We start from the raw sequence: 23,086 nt of genomic DNA on the forward strand, positions 1-23,086 counted from the left end.
ATCGCGACGTTTCGGGGGAGAGAGAGAATCGATCGCGGGTGTTGCCGGGTTCTGCCGGTAGCGCTTTCTTAGAAGCTGAAGCGCGGGCCGACGAAGAACTCCTTCTCGCCGCCGTCGATGAACTTGGCGTCGGCGGTGATGCCCCAGTTCTGGTTGAACTTCACCAGGGTACCGATGCGGCCGTAGAACTTGCCGTCGTAGTGCTTGTCGTAATCCTGGTAACCGGCGAAGGCATAGCCTTCCCAGTTCGGGGTCAGCGAGCCGCGCACGCCGGCTTCGACGCTGCCGCCCTTGAGCTTGTTGCTGTAGCCGTAACCGTAGTCCGACTTGGCCTGCTCATAGGCGATGCGGGTGACCAGGTCCACGCGCTTGCTCAGCTCGTGGTTGTAGCCCACGCCCACGCGCCAGGTATCGACGTCGAAGCCCGGAACGCGAACCAGGCCGCCGTTATAGGGGAAGCTCCACGAATCGGTTTCCTGCTTGCTGTAGTTGCCGAAGACATGGAAGTTCGGCAGGAACGCGTAGGAACCGCCGATCGCCCAGCCGTCGGAATCGGCCTGGCTGTACTTCGCATCGGTCTTGGCGTAACCGGCTTCGGCGTAGTTGTACGAGATGCCTTCCGCGGCCGAAGCAGTGAACGGCAGCGCGGCGGCGAGGGTGAGGGCAAGCAATGCACGCTTCATAAAATTATTAACCTCTTATTGGTTTTATTCCGGCACCACGCGCCTCGGGGATAAGGCGTCCATGTGGATTCGGTGAGCGCAGTATCGTGATCGCGCTTCAATCGAACCTGAATTTCTCCGAGTTTTTTACAGGAACTAAACGTTCTGTTTACGGTAACTGGAGTTCGTTCTAGGCCGGAAGTCACGGATTTTTCCCGCATTTGAAATCGAAGTGCGCGGCAGTCTTGCTCGCGGCTGAATATTCGAGCGAACACGATCGGCAAGATCGCGATGCGAAGCCCGTTGCAGTGCAAGAAGCGGATAGTTGTCACTACCGCTTGCCTCGATGATGGTCTGAATTTCCGCGCAGGCCTGTGTATGAACGCAAACGCAACGAAACCGATCGACGCGCATACCTCGGCACTAAAACCGTTCGATTCGATCATCGAACGTATCGAAAACTTCGATTGGACCGAGGCCGCCGCGCAACTCGATGCGTCCGGCCGCGCGCTGTTGCCCGGATTGCTGAACGAAGATTCGTGCGCGGCGATCGCACAGGCGTACCACGACGACGCGCGCTACCGCAGCCGCGTGGTGATGGCGCGGCACGGCTTCGGCCGCGGCGAATACCGTTACTTCCGTTATCCGCTGCCGGACACCGTGCAGACCTTGCGCGAGAACTTGTATCCGCGCCTGGCGCCGATCGCTTCGCGCTGGAACCGGCAGATGGGCGTGGCGGTGGACTATCCGCCGCGTCTGGATGAATTCCTCGCGCGTTGCCATGACGCCGGCCAGACCCGGCCGACACCGCTGCTGTTGCGATACGGCGAGGGCGACTACAACTGCCTGCACCAGGACTTGTACGGCGAGCATGTGTTTCCGCTGCAGGTCGCGATCCTGCTGTCGCAGCCCGGCCGCGATTTCGACGGCGGCGAGTTCGTGCTGACCGAACAGCGTCCGCGCATGCAATCGCGCGTGGACGTGGTGCCGCTGCATCAAGGCGATGCGGTGGTGTTCGCCGTGCATCAACGCCCGGTGAGCGGCGTGCGCGGGCATTACCGGGTCAATCTGCGCCATGGCGTCAGCCGCCTGCATGCGGGCCAGCGGCATACGCTCGGGGTGATCTTCCACGACGCCAGCTGAGCGCGCGCCGCCGCAACGTCGAAGCGCGCGCATCGCGGCCACGGCTTCGCGCGCCGGCGTTTGATTCAATTTCGAATCGATCCGCACTGACCGCCTGCGCGCCGTCGCGGCGTTGGCTATGGAGTCGCGGCCCGACTCGATGGAGTGCGAGCGCGCCGCGACTACCGCGACCGGACTGCGTCGCGGCGCGCGCATGCCTGCGCCGCGCCGCCGCGTCCGCGCGCCCATGGACGCAAGGTTTGTCAAGGAGCACGCACATGGCTTTGCAGGATCAGGCCTACATCCGCCGCGAGCTGGATTTCCCCGGCGCGGTGACTCAGGGCGCCGGCGGCGTGGCGGTCAAGCGGATCCAGGAATGGCTCGGCTATCACGGCAACGGCACGCCGATCGACAGCAAGTTCGGCCCGGCCACCGATCGCGCGATCCAGGCCTTCGCCACGCGCAAGCAGATCGCCTACGCCGGCAGCCTGACGCCGGCGGTGTGGGCGGCGCTGACCGAGCCGATCGCGCGCATCATCGCCTTGCCCGGCGTCGCGCCGGGCAAGCCGTATCCGCAATTGGTGCGCTGGTTCGCCGAACAGCATCTGGCCGCGCATCCGGTCGAACTGGGCGGCGCCAATCGCGGGCCGTGGGTGCGCATGTACATGAAGGGCAGCGAGGGCGAGTCGATGCTGTGGTGCGCCGGCTTCGTCAGCTTCGTGCTGCAGCAGGCGGCGGAGAAGGCTGGACGCAGCGCGCCGATCGCGGGCAGCTTCGGCTGCGACGAACTCGCTCGCCAAGCCAAGGACGCCGGCCGCTTCGTGTCCGGCAAGGCCGTGGCCAGCGGCGATCCGGGCTTCGCCGCACTCGGCGCCTGCGGCATCTTCCTGGTGCGCAAGACCGCCAGCGACTGGATCCACACCGGCTTCGCCTTCGAGGGCGACGCGGAGAGTTTCCTGAGCATCGAAGGCAATACCGATCACAAGGGTTCGGCCAACGGCTTCGAGGTCGCGCGCCGCACCCGCCGCTCCGGCGCCAACGACTTCATCCGCTTGGGCTGAGCCGCGTCGTCGTCTTCCAGCAGTGCCCGCTTACCGGCGCAAGGCCGGTAGGGCGGGCCGTGCGCATTGGTTGAGCCTTGAGATCACAGCAAGAGCGCGCGATGCGTGCCGCTGGCTGCCCCAGACGAAATCTTGTCCGCGCGTATTGACGCGCCTGCGCACTGGGCCTTACATTGCCGATTAAATGAAATGATATATCGTTTCATTTCACATTCGGCCGGGGCAAGGATCACAGTGGATACACGCAGTCAGGGGCGCCGCGTATGCGCGGCCGGATCGGAAGCCAGCCAGGACGTGCGGCCGCGCGGCGGCGCGTTGCTTCATGGGCGCCGGTCGCCCGGGCGGAACCGGCCCGGGCGCGGCGCGATCTGCGTGGCTCGCCCCGGCATGGCCGCCGCCCGCCGGCACGGCGTCGCCCCGAGCCGCCTTGGCGTGGCCCTGCTGCTCGTGTTGTGCGCGGCGCCGGCCGCCTACGCCCAACAAACCGCCGCCGAAAGCGCCGGCGGCGCGCCGCTGCCCAAGCTGCTCGATAAGGTCACCGTCGAAGGCGTGGCGACTCAGGAAGCGCCGCTGGACCGGCCCAATGCCACCGCTTCGCGCCTGGGCCTGAGCCCGCGCGAGACCCCGGCGGCGATCGAGGTGCTGAGCCAGGACCAGATCCAGGCGCGCGGCCTGCGCGGCAGCGTCGAGGCGCTCAACGCCGCGCCCGGCGTCCTCGCCGGGCAACTGCCGTCCTCGCCGGGCATGACCTCGATGCGCGGCTTCACCGGCGGCGCCATCGCGTTGCTCTACGACGGCGTGCGCCAGACCGCCGCGCCGCTGATCACGCGCGACTTCGACAGCTGGAGCTTCGACCGCATCGAAGTGCTCAAGGGCCCGGCCTCGGTGCTGTACGGCGAAGGCGCGCTGGCCGGCGCGATCAACCTGGTGCCCAAGCGGCCGAACTTCGACGGCCGCGCCTTCGAAGCCCTGGCCGGCTGGGGCAGCTTCGGCAGCCAGCGCTACGCCGTCGACGCCAACGTGCCGCTCAGCGACGACTTCGCCGTGCGCGCGGTGGTCAGCCGGCGCGGCAGCGACGGTTACGTGGACGGCACCGGCAGCGATTCGACCTCGGCCACGCTGGCCGCGCGCTGGCGTCCCAGCGATACCTTGGACGTCGATATCGCCCTGGATCATTACCAGGACGACTACGACACCGCGTATTGGGGCACGCCGCTCATTCCGGCGGCGATCGCGCGCGATCCCAGCGATCTGGTGCGCAGCGGCAACGGCCTGGTGCTCGACCGCGCCATCGCCCGGCGCAACTACAACGTCGATAACGGCGTGCAGGATTCGCACAGCGACTGGCTGCGCACGCGGGTCAACTGGCAGATCGGCGACGGCCTGCGCTTCGGCAATGAGTTCAGTTATTACGATGCGCATCGGCGTTGGTTGAATTCGGAGACGTACACCTACAACGCGCGCAGCGGCTTGCTCGATCGCGGCACTACGCGGATCGAACACGACCATCAGTTCTGGGTCGAGCGGGCTACGTTGTTTTCCGACAGCACCATCGGGTCCCGGCGTAACCGGGCTTCGGTGGGCGTGGAAATCAGCGACGGCGATTTCATGGTGATGCGCCGCTTCGGCGCCACCACGCCGGTCGATCCGTTCGCGCCGCGCCGCGGCAGCGTGTCCTTCGCCGATACCGCGCTGAACTTTCCCGGCGCTGGCAATCGCGTCGATTTCGATTCGAATACGCGGGTGGTGTCGGTGTTCGCCGAAGACGCGCTCAATTTGACGCCGCGCTGGTTGCTGTTGGCAGGGCTGCGCTTTGATCGAATCGAACTGGAACGCAGAATCCGCGACTACAACACCGGCAGCCGGACCCGGTTCGAACGCAGTTACGAGCCGCTGTCGTGGCGCCTGGGCACGGTATTCGACCTGGCGCCGAAAACCCAGCTGTACGCGCAGTACAGCGTCGCCGTCGCGCCGGTCGGCAGCCTGCCGCTGCTGTCGCTGGCGAACTCGCGCTTCGAACTCACCCGCGGCCGCGCGGCCGATGCCGGCATCAAGAGCAGCCTGTGGGACGGCCGCATCGATCTGAGCGCGAGCGCGTACTGGATCGAGCAGGACGACATCGTCACCCGCGATCCGCGCAACGCAAATCTGTCGATCCAGGGCGGCACGCAGTCCTCGCGCGGCATCGAGTTGTCCGCCTCGGCCGCGCTGACCCGCGCGCTGCGCCTGGACGCCAGCATCGCCGCGCTGGACGCGCGCTTCGACCGTCTGCGCGAAGCCGGCGGCGTGGATCGCGCCGGCAACGTGCCGCCGAACGTGCCCGAGCGCATCGCCAACCTCTACGCCAGTTATCGCTTCGACCCGGTACCGGTGACCGTCGGCGCCGGCGCGCGCTACGTCGGCGCGTACTACACCAACAACGCCAACAGCATCCGCGTGGACAGCCACACGGTGTGGGACGCGTCGATCGCCTACCGGCTGCCGTTCGGCGAGATCGCGCTGTACGGACGCAACCTGGGCGATGCGTTCTATGCCGACTGGTCCGGCGGCGCGGCCGACCAACTGGTGATCGGCGCGCCGCGCAGCGTCGAGCTGACTTTCAAGGTGAACCTATGAGCTTGTTGCAGACCCGTACCGACGCGCTGCGCCTGGACGCGGTGCGCAAGGATTTCGGCGACCGGCATGCGCTGGACGAACTGTCGATCGCGATCGCGCCCGGCGAGGTCTACGCGCTGCTCGGCCCGAACGGCGCCGGCAAGACCACGACCTTGAACCTGATCCTGGGATTCCTGCAGCCCGAGGCCGGCCGCATCGAAGTCGCCGGCATCGACGTGGGCCGCGATCCGCTGGGCGCGCGCGCCAAGATCGCTTACTTGCCGGAAACGGTGATGCTGCATCCCAGCCTGAGCGCGATCGAGAACCTCACTTACTTCGCCTTGCTCGGCGGACGCAGGATCGATGCGGCGCAGGCGCGCGATCTACTCGCCGAGGCCGGCCTGCAGCCCGAGGCGCATGCGCGCCGCGCCGCCGGCTTCTCCAAGGGCATGCGGCAGAAAGTCGGGCTGGCGATCGCGCTGGCCAAGAACGCGCAACTGCTGCTGCTCGACGAACCGACCTCGGGCTTGGACGCCAGCGCCGCCAACGATCTTTCGCAAGGCGTGCGCGCCGCGGCCCAGCGCGGCATCGCGGTGTTGATGGCGACGCACGATCTGTACCGGGTCAAGGACGTAGCCCATCGTCTCGGCATCCTGCGCGCGGGGCGCTTGCTCGCGCAGCGCCGCACCGCGGAACTGTCCGCGGCGCAGATCGAGGCGCTGTATCTGGAATTGCTCGCCAGCCAAGACACGGCGGCGGCATGAGCGCGTCGCTGACCGGTTTCGAATGGACTTTGCTGCGCCGCGACCGCCGCGCGTGGTGGGCGCTGCTGTGCCTGGGCGCGCTGGTGTTGATCGCCTTCGCGGTGGATCTGGCGGCGATCGCCGATGCCAACGCGGCCAAGGCCGACATCGCCCGCGCCGAGCGTGGGCGCTGGCTGGGGCAGGGCGAGAAAGATCCGCATTCGGCCGCGCACTACAGCATCTTCGCGTTCAAGCCGACCTCGCCGCTGGCGGCGCTGGATCTGGGCGTGGAGCCCTTCGTCGGCCAGACCGTGTGGCTGGAAGCGCACGTGCAGAACGACATGCTGTACCGGCCGCAGGGCGAGGCCTCGGCGCTGCAGCGCGCCGGCTTGAGCAGCCCGGCCAGTCTGTTGATCGGCTTCGCGCCGCTGGTGGCGTTCCTGCTCGCCTTCACCGCGGTGGCGATGGATCGCGAACGCGGCACTTTGCGCTTGGCCTTGGGCGCGGCGCTGCGGCCGCGCGAAATCGTCGCCAGCAAGGCCGCCGCGATCTGGCTGGCCTTGGTCTGGGTGTTGGTGGTGCCGGTGACCGCGGTTGCGGCGATCGCCACCGCCGCGCTCGGCGCGCTGGACGCGACCGCGGCCTTGCGCCTGGTGCTGTGGGCGGCGGCGATGGCAGTGTACCTGGGTGTGCTGACCGCGCTCGGCCTGGCCGTGTCGATGCTCGCCGGCAGCGTGCGCGGCGCGCTGGCGGTGTTGTTCGGCCTGTGGATCGCCTTCGGCCTGGCGCTGCCGCGCTGGGCCAACAGTGCGGTGGAAAGCGCGCAGCCGCTGCCGTCGACGCAGACGGTCAAGCAGCAATTGCTGGACGAAGCGCCGTCGTACTGGACCGCCGAGGACGCGAAGAAACATCAGGCCACGCTGCTGGCCAAGTACGGCGCCAAGGACCCGGCCGATCTGCGCGTGGACCTGCGCGGCGCCGAGCTGGATCTGAGCGAGCGCCACTCGCACGAAGTGTTCGACCGCGTGCTCGGCGGTTTCTACGATCGCGTTGTCGCCCAGGATCGCGCCTACGCCATGCTCGGCTGGCTGTCGCCGACCGCGGCCATGCAGAGCCTGTCGCCGATGCTGGCCGGCAGCGACTTCGTCCATCACCGCCGTTTCATCGACGGCGCCGAGCGTTACCGGCGCGCGCTGGTCAATCGCATGAATCAGGACGTGATGGCGCATCCGACCGGCGAGGGCGGCGCCAAGCACACCAACGATGCGTCGCTGTGGGCGCAGATTCCCGAATTCCATCATCCCGCGCCGTCGCTGAGCGCGAACTGGCGCCACACCGCGCCGGCCGCGGCCGCGCTGCTGGCGTGGTCGCTGGCGGCACTGGCCTTGCTGGCGTTGGCGGCAAGGAGGCTGCGGCCATGAGCGCGATCGCATTGGAAACCAACTACGTTGCCGCACCCGCGCGCGTCGGCTTCGCCACCCTGCTGGCCTGGGAACTGCGCCACGTCGGCCGCAGCCGGCTGCTGTGGACGGTGATCGGCCTGCTGGCTGCGGCGATGCTGTGGGGCGCTTACAGCGGCGCGGCGCTGCATCGCGCCCAGGACGCGGCGATCGAACGCAGCCGCGCCAGCGACGCGCAATGGATGCGGCAGATCCGCGAACGCGCGCAGCGTTACGCCGAGCCGGCGCCGGCTTCGGTGCCGTATTGGCAGGACCCAACCGATATCGCCGGCTTCAGCCGCTACTTCCTGCGCGCGCACAGCTACAAGCCGAACCTGCCGCTGTCGCCGCTGGCGGTGGGCGGCAGCGATCTGATGCCGAGCCGTCTGCCGGTGAAACTGGAAACGCCGTTCGGCGTCGAGCCGGCCTACGATTTCGAGAATCCGCGCGGACTCGGCCTGGGCCGGTTCGATCTGGGCTTCGTGCTGGTGTATCTGCTACCGATCGCGGTGATCGTGTTGATCGGCCTGTTGTCCACTTTCGAGCGCGATCACGGCATGTTGCGCCTGATCGCCGCGCAGCGGGTCGGCCCGCGCGCATGGCTGGGCGCGCGCGTGGCGGCGATCGTCGCGTGGCTGATGCCGGCGACGCTGGCGCTGCTGTGTCTGTCGTTGTCGGTCGCCGGCGCGAATCTGTCCGCGGCGATTCCCGAACTGTTCGCGTCGGCGGCTCTGGTGGTGGCCTACCTGTCGTTCTGGGCCGCGCTGGGCTTCGTCGTGGTGTCCGCGTGGTCCGGCGCCGCCGGCGCGATCAGCCTGATGAGCGCGTTGTGGGCCTTGCTCGCGATCGGCCTGCCCTTGCTCGGCAGCGCGCTGTCGCAGCGGGTCGGCGATGCGCCCACGCCGGTGGCCTATGTCGATGCGACGCGACGCGCCAACGACGCCATCGCCGCCGAGCGCGATGCCATCGTCGGCGCGATGTTCCGCGCCCGCGCCGATCTGGCGCCGGCCATCGACAAGGTCGCCAGCATCGACTACGCCACCCGCATGAGTTTCCTCGCGCCGGAAACCGAGCGCCGCCTGCAGCCCTTGCAGCGTCGCCAGGAGCACGCGCGCGATCTGCGCGAAACGGTATCGGAGTGGGCCGGTTATCTGTCGCCGCCGCTGGGCATGGAGCAGGCGCTGTCGCTGCTGGCCGGCACCGACGCGCCGCGCCAGCGCCGATTCGAACACCAGACCCGCGTTTATCAACTGCGCTTGCGCGAATGGTTCTATCCGCGCATCCAACGCCAGATCGCCCTGCCCACGCCACGGCCGATCGCCAACAGCTACGGGCGGATGAACTTCAACGAGTATGCGGACATCCCCGTGTACACCGGCGCCGAGCTGCCGCCGCTGGCGCGCGCGGCCGGCGTCGCGCCGATGGCGGCATGGTTGCTGTTGTTGGCCGCCGGCTTGTGCGCGCTCGCCCTGCATCGCCTGCGCCGCTGGCCGACGGAGCTTTGAGCGATGAAACGCGCGAGCCTCGCATGGACCCTGGGCTGCGGCCTGGCCGCTTTCGCCGCCGCCGCCGATGCGCAGCGCGCCGGCGACAACGCCGTGACCGCGGCTGAGGACGCGTTCGGCGCGACCTTGGGCAATGAAACCATCGGCCTGTACAGCAGCAAGCAGGTGCGCGGCTTCTCGCCGGTGGACGCCGGCAACGTGCGCATGGACGGCATCTATTTCGATCGCCAGGGCACGGTGCCGCCGGCCCTGGTGGAAGGTTCGACCATCCGCGTCGGATTGTCGGCGCTGAACTATCCGTTCCCGGCGCCGACCGGTATCGTCGATTACCGCCTGAAGAAAGCCGGCGACGAACGCGTGCTGAGCCTGCTCGGCGCGATCAACGCCTACGGCGCGCCGGCGCTGGAGTTCGACGCCAAGCTGCCGATCGTGGACGGCCGCTTCGGCATCGCCGCCAACATCGCCCTGGCGCGCGAGGAGTATTACGACGGCGCCGACGCGCGCTATGTCCGCGCCGGATTCGTGCCGCGCTGGCGGCCGACGGACAACATCGAGATACTGCCGTTCTGGAGCATCTCGCGCGGCCGCGACGAAGAAGTCGCGCCGACCATCATCACCGCCGGGCCGTACCGGCCGCCGCGGATCGAGCGCCGCCGTCATTTCGGCCAGGCGTGGTCGGACAACGAATACGACAGCCGCAACTACGGCGTGCTCGGCAAGGCCCGGCTGGGCGGCGACTGGGCGCTGGCCGGCGGCGTGTTCCGTTCGATCAACAACCAGCCCAGCGGTTTCGCCGAGTTGTTCACCGACACTCGTGCGGACGGCATGACGCGCGAGAAAGTCATCGCCGATCCGCGCCAGCGCTACGCCTCCACCAGCGGCGAGTTGCGCCTGAGTCGCAGTTTCCGCGAAGGCCCGCGCCTGCACGTGCTGCAAGTGGCCGTGCGCGGACGCGGGCTGGACAGCGAGTACGGCGGTTCGGCGCCGGCGATCGACTACGGCTGGCGGCCTCTGGGCGAACCGCGGCCGGTGCCGCCGCCGTCGTTCGATTTCGGCCCGCGCACCCGCGATCACGTCGAGCAATGGACCGGCGGGCTGGCGTATGAAGGGCGCTGGCGCGATGTCGGCGAACTGAGCCTGGGCATCCAGCGCAGCCGCTATCGAAAACACGTGGATCAACCGGGTCTGGCGCGCACCAGCAGCCGCGACGATCCCTGGCTGCCCAACGCCACCGCTTCGGTGTATCTGAGCAAGACGCTGGCGTTGTATGCCGGCCACACGCGCGGGCTGGAGGAAACCGGGATCGCGCCGGACGATGCCGCCAACCGCAATCAGGCGCTGCCGGCGATCCGCACCCGCCAGACCGATGCCGGCGTGCGCTGGTCGCTGAGCCAGGACCTGAAACTGGTCGCCGGCGCCTTCGACGTGCGCAAGCCGTACTTCACCACCGACGAGCGCAACGTCTACGGCGCGATCGGCGAAGTGCGCCATCGCGGCGTCGAGCTGAGCCTGAGCGGCAAGCCGGCCGAGCACTGGAGTCTGGTCGCCGGCGCGGTGCTGATGCATCCGCGCGTCAGCGGCGAAGCGGTGCGGCTGGGCCGCGTCGGCGATCGTCCGATTGGCCAGACCGAGCGCGTCCTGCGCAGCGATGTCGAATACCGGCCGCCGCTGCTGCCGGGCTGGTCGTTCGATGTGTCGATGAGCCATTACGGCGAACGCGTCGCCTCGCGCGACGGTTTCAATCGCGTTCCGGCCTACACGCTGGTGGATGTCGGCGCGCGTTATCGCTTCAAGCTCGGCACCGCGCCGGCGACCTTGCGCCTGTTGGTGGCGAATGCCGGCGACACGTTTACTTGGAACATCTACGGCAACAATAGTTTCGGCCTGATCGACGGGCGGCGCTATGTGGCGCAGCTCGCGGTGGATTTCGACGGCTGAGTCCGAAGCGCAACGGGGAGACGCGGCCATGCTGCGGCAGGATCGAATGGGGATTTCGAATAGCAGTGCGGCGCCCACGGCGCGCGACGCGTTGTTCTCGGCCGCGCAATCGGCGAGCGCGCGCACGGTGTACAGCGGCGTGTGTCACGGGACCTTGGGCGAGTTGTGGCAAGGCCCGTGCGAGCAGGACGGCGAACTGCATATCGGCCTGATCTCGCTGCCGGTGCGCAAGTACAGCTGGATGCACTATCTGCCCGGCGAAGACGGCGAAGACGGCGCCGATCTGGCCGGCAAGGACAAATGCCGGCGCGCGATCGACTTGTATCTGCAGCATCACGGCAAAAGCCTGCCGCCGGGGCGCTGGAGCCACGATTCCGAATTGCCGCTGGGTAAAGGCATGGCCAGTTCCACCGCCGATCTGGTCGCGACCATCCGCTGCCTGGACCGCGTCTTCGGCCTCGACACGCCGGTGCCGATAGTGGCCGATCTGCTGCGCGGCATCGAGCGCTCCGACAGCGTGTTCCTGGATCGCTACGCGCTGTACCTCAGCGGCCGCCAGCAGATCGTGCGCAGCTTCGATACGTCGCCGCGCTTGCATGCCTGCTACATCGACGAAGGCGGCACGGTGGAGACCGAGAAGCTCGCCGATCCGCTGCTGCGCCACTACCAGCGCCATCTGCCGTCGTACCGCCGCGGTTTGCAGCAGGCCATCGAGGCCTTCGACGGCGGCGATGCGGCGGCGATCTGCGAATGCGCCACGCACAGCGCGCAACTGGCGCAGTGGGTGACGCCGAAGGCGCATTTCGAAGCGCTGGCGCAGCGCCGGCGCGAACTCGGCGCCGACGGCATCGTCGTCGCCCATACCGGCAGCCTGCTCGGTTATCTGTTCGTGTCGCGTCCGGACGCGGCGCGCATGAGCGAGCTGTCGTCCTTCTTCCGCGGACTGGGTCGCCAGTGCCGCTTCGCCGAGACGGGGTTGTGATGGCGCGCGCGACGAGTCCTGTGCATACGCATATCGCCGATGCGATCAAGGCGCCGGATCTGGTGCGCCTGGGCGAGAACTTGTTCGTCGCCCGCTTCGAAACCATGAAGGTGTATTCGACCCTGGTCGCGGTCGAGCGCCTGCTGGCCAGTGGCCGCATCCGCGCGGGCGCGACGCTGATGGACAGTTCCAGCGGCATCTACGCCTACGCGCTGGCGCTGGCCTGCCACAAGTTCGGATTGCGCTGTCACATCGTCGGCTCGAAGACGGTGGACAAGACCTTGATGGTGCAGCTGCGGATTCTCGGCGCGACCATCGAGCAGGTCGAGCCGCAGGCGACCTTGAAGATGGATCAGAGCCTGCGCGTGGCGCGCATCCGCGAACTGCTCGCGGCCGATCCGGAGGTGCACTGGATGCAGCAGTACCACGACGATATCCACTACCACGGCTACCAGCCGGTCGCCGAGCAGATCCGCGACGCGGTCGGCGCCGGGCCGTTGAGTGTGGTCGGCGGCGTCGGCTCGGGTTGTTCCACCGGCGGGCTGGCCTGCGCCCTTCGCGAAGACGATGCGTCGCTGCAGCTGATCGGCGTGCAGCCCTTCGGCAGCATGACCTTCGGCTGCGAACACATCGAAGATCCCGGCATCATCATCGCCGGCATCGGCAGCTCGATTCCGTTCCGCAACGTGCGCCACGATCTGTACGACCAGGTGCACTGGGTCAGCTTCGACTACGGCCTGTCCGGTTCGGTCGCGCTGCTGCGCGAGCACGCGGTGTTCGCCGGCCTGTCCACCGGCTGCTGTTATCTGGTCGCGCAACGCGAAGCGCGCCTGCATCCCGAACGCAAGGTGATCTTCCTGGCCGCCGACACCGGCCATCGCTACGTCGAGGGCGTGTTCGCCCATTACGAACAGGCGCTGGACCCGCGCGCGCTGCATCCCACGCCGATCGCATCGCTCGACGAACTGGCCCTGCCGTGGTCGGCGATGGCCTGGAACCGCGCCGGCTTCGATCCCACTCCCGATTCCGCCGACACGCGCGCGCCGCACAGCGCGGCGGTCGCGGCGCACTGAACTTAGCACTCCAAAGGACTTCCCCATGGCGCATCTGTTGATGATCGAAAGCTGGGTCGGCGGCACCGGCCGCATCTTCCCGCCCGCGATCGCCCGGCTCGGGCACCGCTACACCTTCGTCACCCGCAATCGTGGCCATTACCAGGACCCACGTTCGCGCGAAATCCACCCGGTGATCGAACACGCCGATCACGTGCTGAGCTTCGACACCAACGAGGTTCCCGCGCTGATCGACTTCCTGCGCGCGCAGCACGCGGTGCTGAAGTTCGACGGCGTGGTGACGATCTGCGATTACTACATCGGCACCGTCGCCGAGGTCGCGCAGGCGCTGGATCTGCCGCAGGCGTTCTCGGCCAATGTGGTGATGGAGCGGCGCAAGGATCAGGTGCGCGAGGCGATCGAACGCGCCGGCCTGCCCAATCCGAAATTCGCCGTGACCTCCGGCTGGGACGACACCCGCGCGCAGGCGGCGCGGATCGGCTATCCGCTGATCGCAAAACCCACCGATCTGGCGTCGAGCGCGTTCGTCCGGCTGGTACACGACGAAGAAGAACTGTGCACCGCCTTCGACGCGCTGGAACAGTTCCCGCGCAACTTCCGCGAGCAGGAACGGGTGCCGCTGCTGTTGCTGGAGGAGTACATGCGCGGCGAAGAGGTCAGCGTCGAGGCCTGCACCTATCGCGGCCGGACCACGATCATCGGCATCACCGACAAGAGCCTGACCGGGTTTCCGTACTTCATCGAAGACGGGCATATGTTCCCGGCCAAACTCGACGCCGGCATCGCCGCGCAGATCGAAACGCTGGTGCGCGGCGCCCTGGATGCGGTCGGCCACGATCACGGCATCAGCCACACCGAGGTCAAGCTGACCGCCGACGGCCCGCGCATCGTCGAAATCAATCCGCGCCCGGGCGGCAACTACATCGCCGAACTGATCCAGCGCGTGACCGGCATCGATCTTCTCGACGCGCAGATCGAACTCGCCCTTGGGCGCGAACCGGACCTGCGCCGCCGCGACACCGGCATCGCCAGCGCGGCGATCAAATTCCTGGTGCCGCCGCGCGCCGGCCACGTCGTGGCGATGGAAGGCGCGCAGACCCTGGAGAGCGATCCGAACATCGAACGCTGGAGCATGGCCGCGGTCGCCGGCAGCGACGTCGCCGCGCCGATCGACAACGCCTGCTACATCGGCCACGTGATCGCCAGCGATGGCGAGGGCCAACAAGCGCGCGACTACGCCGAACGCGCACTGGCGCGAGTAACCCTGACCTACGCCGAAGCCCCAACCCCCGCCATCTCCAGCGCCGCCTAACCCCCTCAAGCCCCCGCAATGCATTCCCCCCTTTGAAAAAGGGGGTTAGGGGGGATTCGCTCTTGCTCTTGCTCCCGCTCCCCAGCACCACACCACCGAGACCAACACCATGCCCTCCACCCCCCTGACCAGCGTCGCCGACCTCACCGCCGCCGTCCTCCGCGGCGACTACGGCCCCGATCCCGAGACCCTGCACGCCGTCGGCGCCTTCTGGGTCCGCCAAAGCACCCAGTTCCCCGGCACCGACACCAAGTACCGCAACTACTACCTGGTGCTGCGGGTGGAATCGGGCTTCGGCGGCTGCTGTGTGGAGCGCGACCAACTCGATTCGGTGATCGCGGAAGAACTCTCCGGCAGCAGCGTCGCCCAGCTGCTGCGCGACGAACGCACGCCGGTGCGCATCGCCGCGCTGGACGCCTACCTGTCGCTGACCCGTCCGCATCGCGAAGCCGCGCAGGCGCAGGTGTTCATGCTCCCGCACGGCACCCCGCTGCAGCGCGCGAAGGCGCGCGACCAAGCCATCGCCGGCTTGCTGGACATCGCTCCGGGCATGCGCGTGGGCCTGATCGGCGTGGTCAATCCGCTGGTGGACGCCATCCGCGCGCACGGCGGCATCTGCCTGCCCTGCGACTTCAATATGCAACGCACCGCCGACGGCACCGAGGTCGCGCGCGAGATGGCGCCGGTGTTGGCGCAGGCCGATCTGGTCATCGCCACCGGTATGACCCTGAGCAACGGCTCGTTCGACGAAATCCTCGCCGCGGTGCGCCTGCGCGACATTCCGCTGATCGTCTACGCGCAGACCGGCAGCGCGATCGTGCCGCAATTCCTGGGCCACGGCGTGGCCGCGGTGTCGGCCGAACCGTTTCCGTTCTCGCAGTTCAGCGCCGACCCGACGCCGATCCATCTGTATCGCGACGCCGGCGCCGACGCGCGCGCGGCGGCCTGAGCCGAGCCGATGTCGATCGAGCAGGCGAGCGCAAGCACGCAACTGAGCGAGGCCGCGCGCCGGCGCGGACTCAACGGTTTGCTGGTCTACACCTTCTTCATGGTGACCGGCTTCGCCATGCTGATGCCGCTGGTCGCGGTGCATTACGTCAACGACGTCGGCCTGGCCGCGGCCGCGGTCGGCCTGGCGCTGGCGGTGCGGCAGTTGACCCAGCAAGGCCTCGCATTGCTAGGCGGCGTGCTTTCCGATCGCTTCGGGGCGCGGCGGATGATCTGCCTGGGCGTGCTGCTGCGCGCGGCCGGTTTCGCCAGCCTCGCCTTCGCCGCCGATCTGCCCGTGCTGCTGGCGGCGATGGTGTTGTCGGCGCTGGGCGGGGCGATGTTCGAAGCGCCGTATCAGGCCTCGATCGCCGCGCTCACCGACGAAGGCAGCCGGCCGCGTTACTACGCGATCAGCAACTGGGTCAGCGGCGTGGCTACGACCCTGGGCCCGTTGCTCGGCGTGGCTTTGCTGCATTTCGATTTCCGCATCGTGTGCCTGACCGCGGCGGCGTGCTTCGCGCTGAACTTTCTGATCGCGCTGCGTTTGTTGCCGCAGGTCGAGATGCCGCCGCAACCGCCGCCGCTGCGGCACGGCCTGGATCTGGTGCGCGGCAATCGGCCGTTTATCCGCCTGGTCGGGTTGATGATGCTGTACTGGTTCGTCGCGGTGCAGATCAACATCAGCTTCCCGTTGTTGGCGCAGCGCCTGACCGGCAGCGTCGATAGCGTCGGCGCGATGTTCGCGCTCAGCGCCGGCCTCACGGTGGCCTTGCAGTACGGCCTGGTGCGCTGGTTGGAAAAGCATCTGAGCAGCGCGCAGGTGCTGGTGCTGGGCGTAACGGTGATGTCGCTGGCCGCGGGCGCGATCGGTTTCGTCGCGGATTTCGCCGGCTTCCTGGTCTGCGTCGCGGGTTTCTCGATCGGCGCGCTGATGACCCGGCCGACGCAACAGACCTTGATCGCCGGGCTCGCCGATCCGCGCGCGCTCGGCACTTTTCTAGGCGTGAGTTCCTTGAGCCTCGCCGTCGGCGGCGGCATCGGCAACATCGCCGGCGGCTGGTTGATCGATCTGTCGGCGGCGCGGCAATGGCCGTGGTTGCCGTGGTCGGTGTTCTGCCTCGTCGGCCTGCTCAGCGCCGCCGGCCTGCACTGGGCGACCCGCGCGCGCGGGCGCATCGAGGCCGCCGCCGCGCACTCCTGATCTTTTCCCCGTTGCTTTAGTTGCCCTCTCCTGGACTCCGGCAAGGGAGAGGGTTTTTTTTGCCGACGGGCCCCTCGGGCCGATGCGTGTCGTCGTTCATTCACCCTTGTGCGCGAAGCTGCCGCCTTCGTGGAGCTTGAAGAACTTCTCCCCTCGGGTCTTGCGCCCGACCGCCTGCTCGTAGGCTTCCCTGACTTCGTCGGGTTGACCGGCCTGAAAGAAGAAGTCCTGCAGCATGCCGCCGAGGATCGGATGGTGTTCCAGCTCTGCGAGGGGAACCCCGTTGAGCATTTCTTCCCGGCATACCGACGGCAACACGACATTGCGGTTGAGCGCCGGATCGCGGATCGTGCCTTTCAGTTCGCGCCCTTCCTGCAAGGCTTCCAGTTGTTCGAAGAAGCGAAGGCGCATCATCACCACACCCTTGTCGCTGCGCCCGAGCCGCTCGCGGGTACGATCCGCGATGGCGCCCTGTCCCACCCAGGCGACGAAGTCCTGATTGTCCACGTGACTGGTGATCCAGCGCCCGGTCGCGGGGTCCTTGATCGGCCCATGCCACGACGGAATGCGTTCCTGCACGAACGGTTCGCGCTCCTTGGGGATCTTGCTCAGCACCCACAACACGCTCAGCGTGTTGTGGTCGTCGATAGGCACGCGCCATTCGAAGTGGTGCCCCAGATAGAAGCCGTTCGGCCACAATGCGACGCGGCCGATGGTCCACATCGGGCTGTCCTCGGATTCGCCTTCGCGCAGGCGCTTGTAGACGAAACCGTATTCGAATTCCTCGAACTCCACTTTCACGTGGGTCGGCACGTAGGGGCCGTGGTCGCCGCGCAGGCGTACGTTCCAGTTGTTGTGCATCCATTCGAAGTGCACCGGATCGATCGAATTCTCCTGGCATTGGAACCAGTTGCACGGCACCTCGGAGAACACCGCCTGGGCGAAGCCGTTCGGGGCGTTGAAGAGATCCCAATCCGGCAGTTCAGGGGCGGGGGCCGGTCCCAGGTAGGCCCATAGCAATCCCGCCTTCTCGCGGACCGGATAGGCTTTGACGCGCGTGTTCCGTCGCAGCGTGCCCGCAGGATCCTGCATGTCTTCGTAGGGCTGCGCGAGGCATCGTCCGCCGTGGTCGTATTGCCAGCCGTGATAGTTGCATCGCAGTCCTTCCGGCTCTACGTAGCCGTAGGACAGGTCCGCGCCGCGGTGGGGGCAGTGACGGTCCAGCAGGCCGTAGCGTCCGCCCAGATCCTTGTACAACACCAGATCCTCGCCAAACAGCCTCACCGCCTTGACCGGCATGCGTTCGAACTCGCTCGTCCCCGCCACCGGATGCCAGTAGCGCCGCAGCAATTCGCCCATGGGCTTGCCGGGCCCGACTTCGGTCAGCAACCGGTTCTTCTCTTCGCTGAGCATTCGCGGTTCACCTCATTGTTTCGGGCATGTCGGACACATCGAAGCGTCGCGGTCCAATGGCCGGTAAAGCCGGACGATTTCCCACAGATCCATGCCGGGCGCGGAACCGAGCAATGCTTGACGCATCAGTTCCCTCACCGTCGAGGTTATCGGCAACGCCGCCTGGGTCCGGCTGCCGTGACAGGTCACCGCGTCTATGTCCTTGAGCATGGTGGTCAGCGCGCCGGTCTTCGCCGCCGAGGGATGCAACATGCGCGCGGCGAATATCTGCAACAACCGCGAATCGGCCAGTCCGCCGCCCAGCGCCTCGGGCAGGCGCTGCGCATCGATGCCGCTGCATTCGGCCAGGCCGATCGCCTCGGCCACGGCCAACACGCCGGCCGCCACGATGATCTGGTTGCACAGCTTCGCGACCTGCCCGCTGCCGCACGGTCCCATGTGGGTGACGCGCGAGGCATAAGCGGCCAGCAGCGGGCGCAGCTCGTCGACGGCGTCGGCCGAACCTCCGGCCATGATCGCCAGCGTGCCCGCTTCCGCGCCGGGCACGCCGCCGGATACCGGCGCGTCCACCCATTGCGCACCGCAAGCGTGTTGCAACCGCTGCGCGAAGCTCTGGGTGCGATCGGGCGGAATGCTGGAGTGATCGACAATCAGGCGGACAGCTCCCGCCTGTGCGAGGCCGTCGCGACCGAACACCACCGTCCCCACCGCGGTGTCGTCGAGCAGGCACAGGCACACCACCTCGCATTGCGTCGCGACCTCCAGCGGCGAAGCCGCCATGACCGCTCCCGCCGCCACCAGGGCCGCGCATTTGTCCGACGTGCGATTCCACACGTGGACTTCGTGGCCGGCGGCCAGCAGACGGCGCGCCATCGGCGCGCCCATGAATCCGGTTCCGCAAAATCCTATGCGCATCGTGTCGGCCCTCCGTTCGGATCGCTGCCCTGCGCCGAGCCTGGGTTCCGATCCAGCCACGCAGGCGGGCATGAGCCGCGCGGAACGAGCACGGTACGGTAATGACCCGGCGTGCGGCTCATCCGCACCTGCTCGGTAACTCCCTGGTAGAGGCCGCAGGGCGTCTGCGCCGAAAACAGTTCCGGCTCGCGATAGGCATGATCGGAGGTGGAACCCGCGGTCGCCTGCGCATACGGCTTGTCGAAAGTTCCCAGACTGTGAATCCACATCGCGACCCGCGCGAGCGATACGTGCACCCGGTAGCTGCCGCCTTCGAGCGCCCGTCGCGCCAACGCGGCGGCGACGCCCAGTTCGGTCAGCCAGGCCACGAGATAATCGTTGACGACGAAAATCTCCGGCAGCCTGGGCGCGCCCGGCTCGCCTTCCAGCGCGAGAATGCCGGTGGCCGCGCCGGCGGCCTGATCGAAACCGATGCGATCGCGCCAGGGCCCATGCCGCCCGTACAGCGAAATCGAGGCATGCACGATGCCCGGCCGCAGCTCGGCGGCCTGCTCGGCTTCCAGACCGTAGCGCGCCAATCGCCCGGGCCGGCGATTGGCGAAAAATACATCCGCGTCGCGGAGCAAGGTGGTGAACCGATTCAATTCCGCCGGATCGTCGATATCGATCGTGGCCGAGCGCACGCCGACGTTGGCCGTGCAGTACATCAGATCGAACTCGAAGTCGCCCGGCCGCCAGACATTGAGTACGTCCGCGCCATGCAGCGCAAGCGCGCGCCCGAGCGCGGCGCCCGCGATCACATGCCCGAGCCCCAGCGCGCGTATCCCATCCAGCGGTTGCTCGCCACTGGACGGCAGAGGCTCGGGCGTGCTGTCGCCGATCTTCTCTATCTCGATCAGCGGCTGCTGCGCCAGAAGGCGCCCCTGTTCGAGCGAAAGGAACTCGTCGATGGTGCGCACCACGGTCAACTGCAGACCCTGTTCGGCCGCCACTTGCTCAAGCGGCTCGGCGTTCCATGCGCCGATGGCGCGCGCGATCGCGTCCACATCGTCGGTGCAGCCGAGAAAGCGCAAGGCGCCCGTCTTCAGGCGCGGATAGATGTTCAGCGCCAGAACATGCCGCCCGTCGCGGGTCCGGTAGAAGTGGCGCGGCATGAAAGGGCAGGCCGGATCCGACGGCATGCCGGGCGGATAGCCGTTCAGCAGCTCCCAGCGTTTCTCGTAAAACGGCGACAGCCGGCGCAAGGCCCGCCCGAGATCGACGCCGATGTTCTGGCGCTCGCCGGTACGCATCCGCCACAACCGCGCCATCGCCACCGACTTGGCCACCAGACCGATGGCCGCGGCCGAAGCCAGCCGGAACACGCTCGGAACCACCGGGTCGCGGCCGAAGAAATCGATGCGTCCGCCGCAGTCCGCGCCGCACAAGCCGACGCCGTTAAGTACCCGCTCCAGTTCGGCGTGGATATCGAAACCATCGCCCGCGGTCGCCGGACGCCCCCGGGCCGCACGAATTCGCTCTGCCAGCATCTGGTCTACTCCCTGCGCATCAGTCGAACGCCACGTTCAACCGGTTCAGCGAACGCACGGACAGGTTGTCCTGCCAGTCCGCCTCGCCGTCGGTCCACCGCAACCGCTGCACCCGCTGCAGCAGCGAGGCGAACAGCATCTGCGCCTCGAGCTGAGCCAGCGTATTGCCCGGACAAAGATGGATGGAATGGCCGAACGCCAGGTGGTCGCGGGTGTCGCGGCGGATGTCGAAGCGGTCGGGATCGGCGAACTTGAGCTCGTCGCGATTGGCCGAGCCGGCGCTCAGGAACATCAGGTCGCCGGCGCGGATGCAATGGCCGCCCAGTTCGAAATCTTCCAATGCCATCCGCGACAGGCGCTGGACCGGGCTTTCGTAGCGCAGCATCTCGCCGACCGCGGTCTTCATCAGCGCCGGATCCGCGCGCAGCGCACGCAGCTGGTCGGGACGTTGCAGCAACAGCAGCAGGCCGTTGCCGACCAGATTGGTGGTGGTCTCGAAACCGGCGAACACCATCATCAGGCAGGTCGCCAGGATTTCGTCCTCGCTCATCACATCGCCGCGCTCCTCCGCCGCGATGAGGCCGCTGATCAGATCCTGGCGCGGCTGCCTGCGCCGCTCGTTCAATACGCCGCGCAGGTATTCGGTGGTGTCCGCGATGCTTCGCATGGCGATTCCCCCCTTCTCCACATACAGATGCGGAGGGCAGCCGAAGAAGTTCACGATGTCCACGGCGCAGGCCTTCAGCAGGTTTCTCGCCTCGACCGGCGCGCCGATGATTTCCGACACCACGTAGAGCGGAAACGGCAGGGCGAGATCGGCGATGGCGTCCATGCCGCCGTTGGCCTGAGCGGCATCGAGCAGTTCGTCGATCAGCCGCTGGATGGTCGGCACGAAACTCCTGACGATCGCCGGCGTGATCGCCTTGTTGATCAGACTGCGCAACCGCGTGTGCTGCGGCCGTTCCATCATCAGCGGCCACATCGACAACGTGCGTTCGATCGGCCGGAAAGTTTCGCGCAGTTCCGCCGGCAGCTGCTGGATGCGCGGGACGATCCGGTTGGCGGAGATGCGCGGATCGTGCAGGCAGGTCATCACCTCCTCATAGGGCATGACCAGCCAGGCGTTGATCTGTTCGCTCCAGTAGACCGGCGCGTTCCTGCGCATGTCGGCATAGGTCGGATACGGATCGCTCCTGAATTTGGGCGAAAGCAGGTCGTAGCCGGTGTCGATACGGTGTTGGGCGATGAGTGTCACGGTGCAACCTCCTTCCTCGCGTCCAGTCGGGGGCGGACGCGCGGTCGTTTGAAGAATCGGGCGGATAACGACGTCGTCCCTCAGGCCGCCAATGCGCCGCGCAAGCGTGCGATTCCTTCGCGGATCCTGTCCCGCCCGACGGACGCGAAGCACAGGCGGAACGTGGCTTTGTCCGGCTTGTCGGGATAGAACAAGGAGCCCGGCAGAATGGCGACGGCGTGGTCGTGCGCGCGCAACGACAGACGGTCGGCGTCGGCCCGGTGTGCGTCCGCATCGGTCAGGCGCGACCACAGGAACAATCCGCCCGCGGGCCGCTGGAACGTCACATCGCCGCCGAGGTTGGTTTCCATGGCGTCTGCCATGGCCGATGCGCGTTCGGCATAGATGCGACGCGACTGCACCAGCATGGGCGCAAGGCGTCCCCGGCCGAGGTAATCCGCGGCCACCGCCTGGCTCAGCGCGTTGGAGTGCGTGTCGCTCAGCAGCTTGCATTTCTCGGCGGCGTCCAACAGCTCCGGCTTCGTGGTCGCCAGCCATCCCACGCGCAGCCCGGGACTGAGCACCTTGCTCAAGGTGCCGCAGTACACGACCCGGTCGGCCGCAAGACCATGCCGCTGCGCCAGCGCCAGCAGCGAAAGCGGCGGCGGGGCAGCGAAATACAATTCGCTGTAGGGATCGTCCTCGACCACGAACGCGCCGTGGCGTTCGGCCAGCTCCAACACCTTCAGCCGCCTTTCCAGACTCAACGTGCGGCCGCTTGGATTGCCGAAACTGGGAACCAGATACACCAGCTTGGGTTGGTGACGAATCAATTGCGCTTCCAGCGCCTCGATATCGACGCCGTCGTGATCGCCCGGCAAACCGATCACCTCGGCGCCATGAAGCCGGAAGCACTCGATCGCGGCGACGAAGGTCGGCGTTTCCACCAGCACCCGGTCGCCCGGGGTGAGCAGGACCTTGCCGGCGAGGTCCAACGCCTGTTGACCGCCGGAGGTCACCAGCAGGCGATCCGGATCGATCGTGATTTCCCGCACATCCATGTAGCAAGCCAGTTCACGCCGCAGCGCCGGCAATCCAAGGGCCAGGCCGTACTGCAAGGCGGCGAGCGGCGTGTCGGTCAGCACGCGATTCGTCGATTCCTGGATTCCCTCGACATCGAACAGTTCGCCGTCGGGCACGCCGCCGGCGAAGGAGATCATGTCCGGCCGTTGCAGCGCCTTGAAGATCTGCGGTGTACCGAAGGATTCGATTCGATAAAGTCGTTCGGCGAGCTCCATGAATTCCCTTCGATGCGTGGACCAAGAATCCTGAGACCATCGGCGTTGCCGCTATCGGATATTCGGATCGGCTT

Annotated in this window: 18 protein-coding genes; 12 read left to right on the top strand and 6 right to left on the bottom strand. The window is 67.4% G+C overall.

The features are described 5' to 3' along the window. Nucleotides 1-68 precede the first annotated feature (68 nt). Nucleotides 69-683, bottom strand: coding sequence for a porin (locus tag AB4Y92_RS04105; protein ID WP_441818500.1), 615 nt, complete (start codon nucleotides 681-683; stop codon nucleotides 69-71). A 357-nt stretch (nucleotides 684-1,040) separates the two neighbouring features. Here AB4Y92_RS04105 and AB4Y92_RS04110 point away from each other — a divergent pair, with 357 nt between their 5' ends. The 12 genes from AB4Y92_RS04110 (at nucleotide 1,041) to AB4Y92_RS04165 (ending at nucleotide 16,623) form a co-directional block, all read left to right on the top strand. After that, nucleotides 1,041-1,805 carry a 2OG-Fe(II) oxygenase gene (locus AB4Y92_RS04110; protein ID WP_441818501.1) on the top strand — a complete coding sequence of 255 codons (765 nt, stop codon included), beginning with the start codon at nucleotides 1,041-1,043 and terminating at the stop codon, nucleotides 1,803-1,805. Between the two features lie 257 nt (nucleotides 1,806-2,062). After that, nucleotides 2,063-2,845 (top strand): peptidoglycan-binding domain-containing protein, encoded by a 783-nt coding sequence (locus AB4Y92_RS04115; RefSeq protein ID WP_441818502.1) that lies wholly within the window; start codon nucleotides 2,063-2,065, stop codon nucleotides 2,843-2,845. 432 nt (nucleotides 2,846-3,277) lie between these two features. Beyond that, the gene (locus AB4Y92_RS04120) at nucleotides 3,278-5,461 is read left to right on the top strand and encodes a TonB-dependent receptor (protein WP_441818503.1); all 2,184 of its coding nucleotides are present in this window, start codon (nucleotides 3,278-3,280) and stop codon (nucleotides 5,459-5,461) included. Then, nucleotides 5,458-6,204 (top strand): ABC transporter ATP-binding protein, encoded by a 747-nt coding sequence (locus AB4Y92_RS04125; protein ID WP_441818504.1) that lies wholly within the window; start codon nucleotides 5,458-5,460, stop codon nucleotides 6,202-6,204. The genes AB4Y92_RS04120 and AB4Y92_RS04125 overlap by 4 nt, the downstream gene beginning before the upstream one ends. Further along, complete coding sequence (locus tag AB4Y92_RS04130) at nucleotides 6,201-7,604, top strand: DUF3526 domain-containing protein (RefSeq protein WP_441818505.1); 1,404 nt, start codon at nucleotides 6,201-6,203, stop codon at nucleotides 7,602-7,604. The genes AB4Y92_RS04125 and AB4Y92_RS04130 overlap by 4 nt, the downstream gene beginning before the upstream one ends. Continuing rightward, on the top strand, nucleotides 7,601-9,127 hold the full coding sequence (locus AB4Y92_RS04135; protein WP_441818506.1) for a DUF3526 domain-containing protein: 1,527 nt from the start codon (nucleotides 7,601-7,603) through the stop codon (nucleotides 9,125-9,127). Before AB4Y92_RS04130 ends, AB4Y92_RS04135 begins: the two co-directional genes overlap by 4 nt. Nucleotides 9,128-9,130: 3 nt before the next feature. Next, complete coding sequence (locus AB4Y92_RS04140) at nucleotides 9,131-11,065, top strand: TonB-dependent receptor domain-containing protein (protein ID WP_441818507.1); 1,935 nt, start codon at nucleotides 9,131-9,133, stop codon at nucleotides 11,063-11,065. A gap of 46 nt (nucleotides 11,066-11,111) precedes the next feature. Then, on the top strand, nucleotides 11,112-12,047 hold the full coding sequence (locus tag AB4Y92_RS04145; protein ID WP_441818508.1) for a GHMP family kinase ATP-binding protein: 936 nt from the start codon (nucleotides 11,112-11,114) through the stop codon (nucleotides 12,045-12,047). Between the two features lie 20 nt (nucleotides 12,048-12,067). Continuing rightward, the gene (locus AB4Y92_RS04150; protein ID WP_441818509.1) at nucleotides 12,068-13,120 is read left to right on the top strand and encodes a pyridoxal-phosphate dependent enzyme; all 1,053 of its coding nucleotides are present in this window, start codon (nucleotides 12,068-12,070) and stop codon (nucleotides 13,118-13,120) included. Between the two features lie 25 nt (nucleotides 13,121-13,145). After that, nucleotides 13,146-14,432 (top strand): ATP-grasp domain-containing protein, encoded by a 1,287-nt coding sequence (locus AB4Y92_RS04155; RefSeq protein ID WP_441818510.1) that lies wholly within the window; start codon nucleotides 13,146-13,148, stop codon nucleotides 14,430-14,432. A gap of 109 nt (nucleotides 14,433-14,541) precedes the next feature. Beyond that, complete coding sequence (locus tag AB4Y92_RS04160; protein WP_441818511.1) at nucleotides 14,542-15,381, top strand: Rossmann-like domain-containing protein; 840 nt, start codon at nucleotides 14,542-14,544, stop codon at nucleotides 15,379-15,381. Nucleotides 15,382-15,390: 9 nt separating this feature from the next. After that, complete coding sequence (locus AB4Y92_RS04165) at nucleotides 15,391-16,623, top strand: MFS transporter (protein WP_441818512.1); 1,233 nt, start codon at nucleotides 15,391-15,393, stop codon at nucleotides 16,621-16,623. A gap of 96 nt (nucleotides 16,624-16,719) precedes the next feature. Here the strand turns inward: AB4Y92_RS04165 and AB4Y92_RS04170 are convergent, their stop codons facing one another. The 5 genes from AB4Y92_RS04170 to AB4Y92_RS04190 all read right to left on the bottom strand — a co-directional run bounded on the left by AB4Y92_RS04170 (nucleotide 16,720) and on the right by AB4Y92_RS04190 (nucleotide 23,012). Next, on the bottom strand, nucleotides 16,720-18,012 hold the full coding sequence (locus AB4Y92_RS04170) for a Rieske 2Fe-2S domain-containing protein (RefSeq protein ID WP_441818513.1): 1,293 nt from the start codon (nucleotides 18,010-18,012) through the stop codon (nucleotides 16,720-16,722). A 36-nt stretch (nucleotides 18,013-18,048) separates the two neighbouring features. After that, the gene (locus tag AB4Y92_RS04175) at nucleotides 18,049-19,023 is read right to left on the bottom strand and encodes an NAD(P)-dependent oxidoreductase (protein ID WP_441818514.1); all 975 of its coding nucleotides are present in this window, start codon (nucleotides 19,021-19,023) and stop codon (nucleotides 18,049-18,051) included. Continuing rightward, nucleotides 18,942-20,315, bottom strand: coding sequence for a CoA transferase (locus tag AB4Y92_RS04180; RefSeq protein WP_441818515.1), 1,374 nt, complete (start codon nucleotides 20,313-20,315; stop codon nucleotides 18,942-18,944). The genes AB4Y92_RS04175 and AB4Y92_RS04180 overlap by 82 nt, the downstream gene beginning before the upstream one ends. A 184-nt stretch (nucleotides 20,316-20,499) precedes the next feature. Further along, a complete protein-coding gene (locus AB4Y92_RS04185) occupies nucleotides 20,500-21,735 on the bottom strand; it encodes a cytochrome P450 (protein ID WP_441818516.1) in 1,236 nt (411 codons plus the stop codon). A gap of 80 nt (nucleotides 21,736-21,815) precedes the next feature. Then, nucleotides 21,816-23,012 carry an aminotransferase-like domain-containing protein gene (locus AB4Y92_RS04190; RefSeq protein ID WP_441818517.1) on the bottom strand — a complete coding sequence of 399 codons (1,197 nt, stop codon included), beginning with the start codon at nucleotides 23,010-23,012 and terminating at the stop codon, nucleotides 21,816-21,818. Between the last annotated feature and the right edge of the window lie 74 nt (nucleotides 23,013-23,086).

It is taken from the genome of Lysobacter sp. TAB13 (assembly GCF_052113885.1).
Taxonomy (GTDB): Bacteria; Pseudomonadota; Gammaproteobacteria; order Xanthomonadales; family Xanthomonadaceae; genus Lysobacter; species Lysobacter gummosus.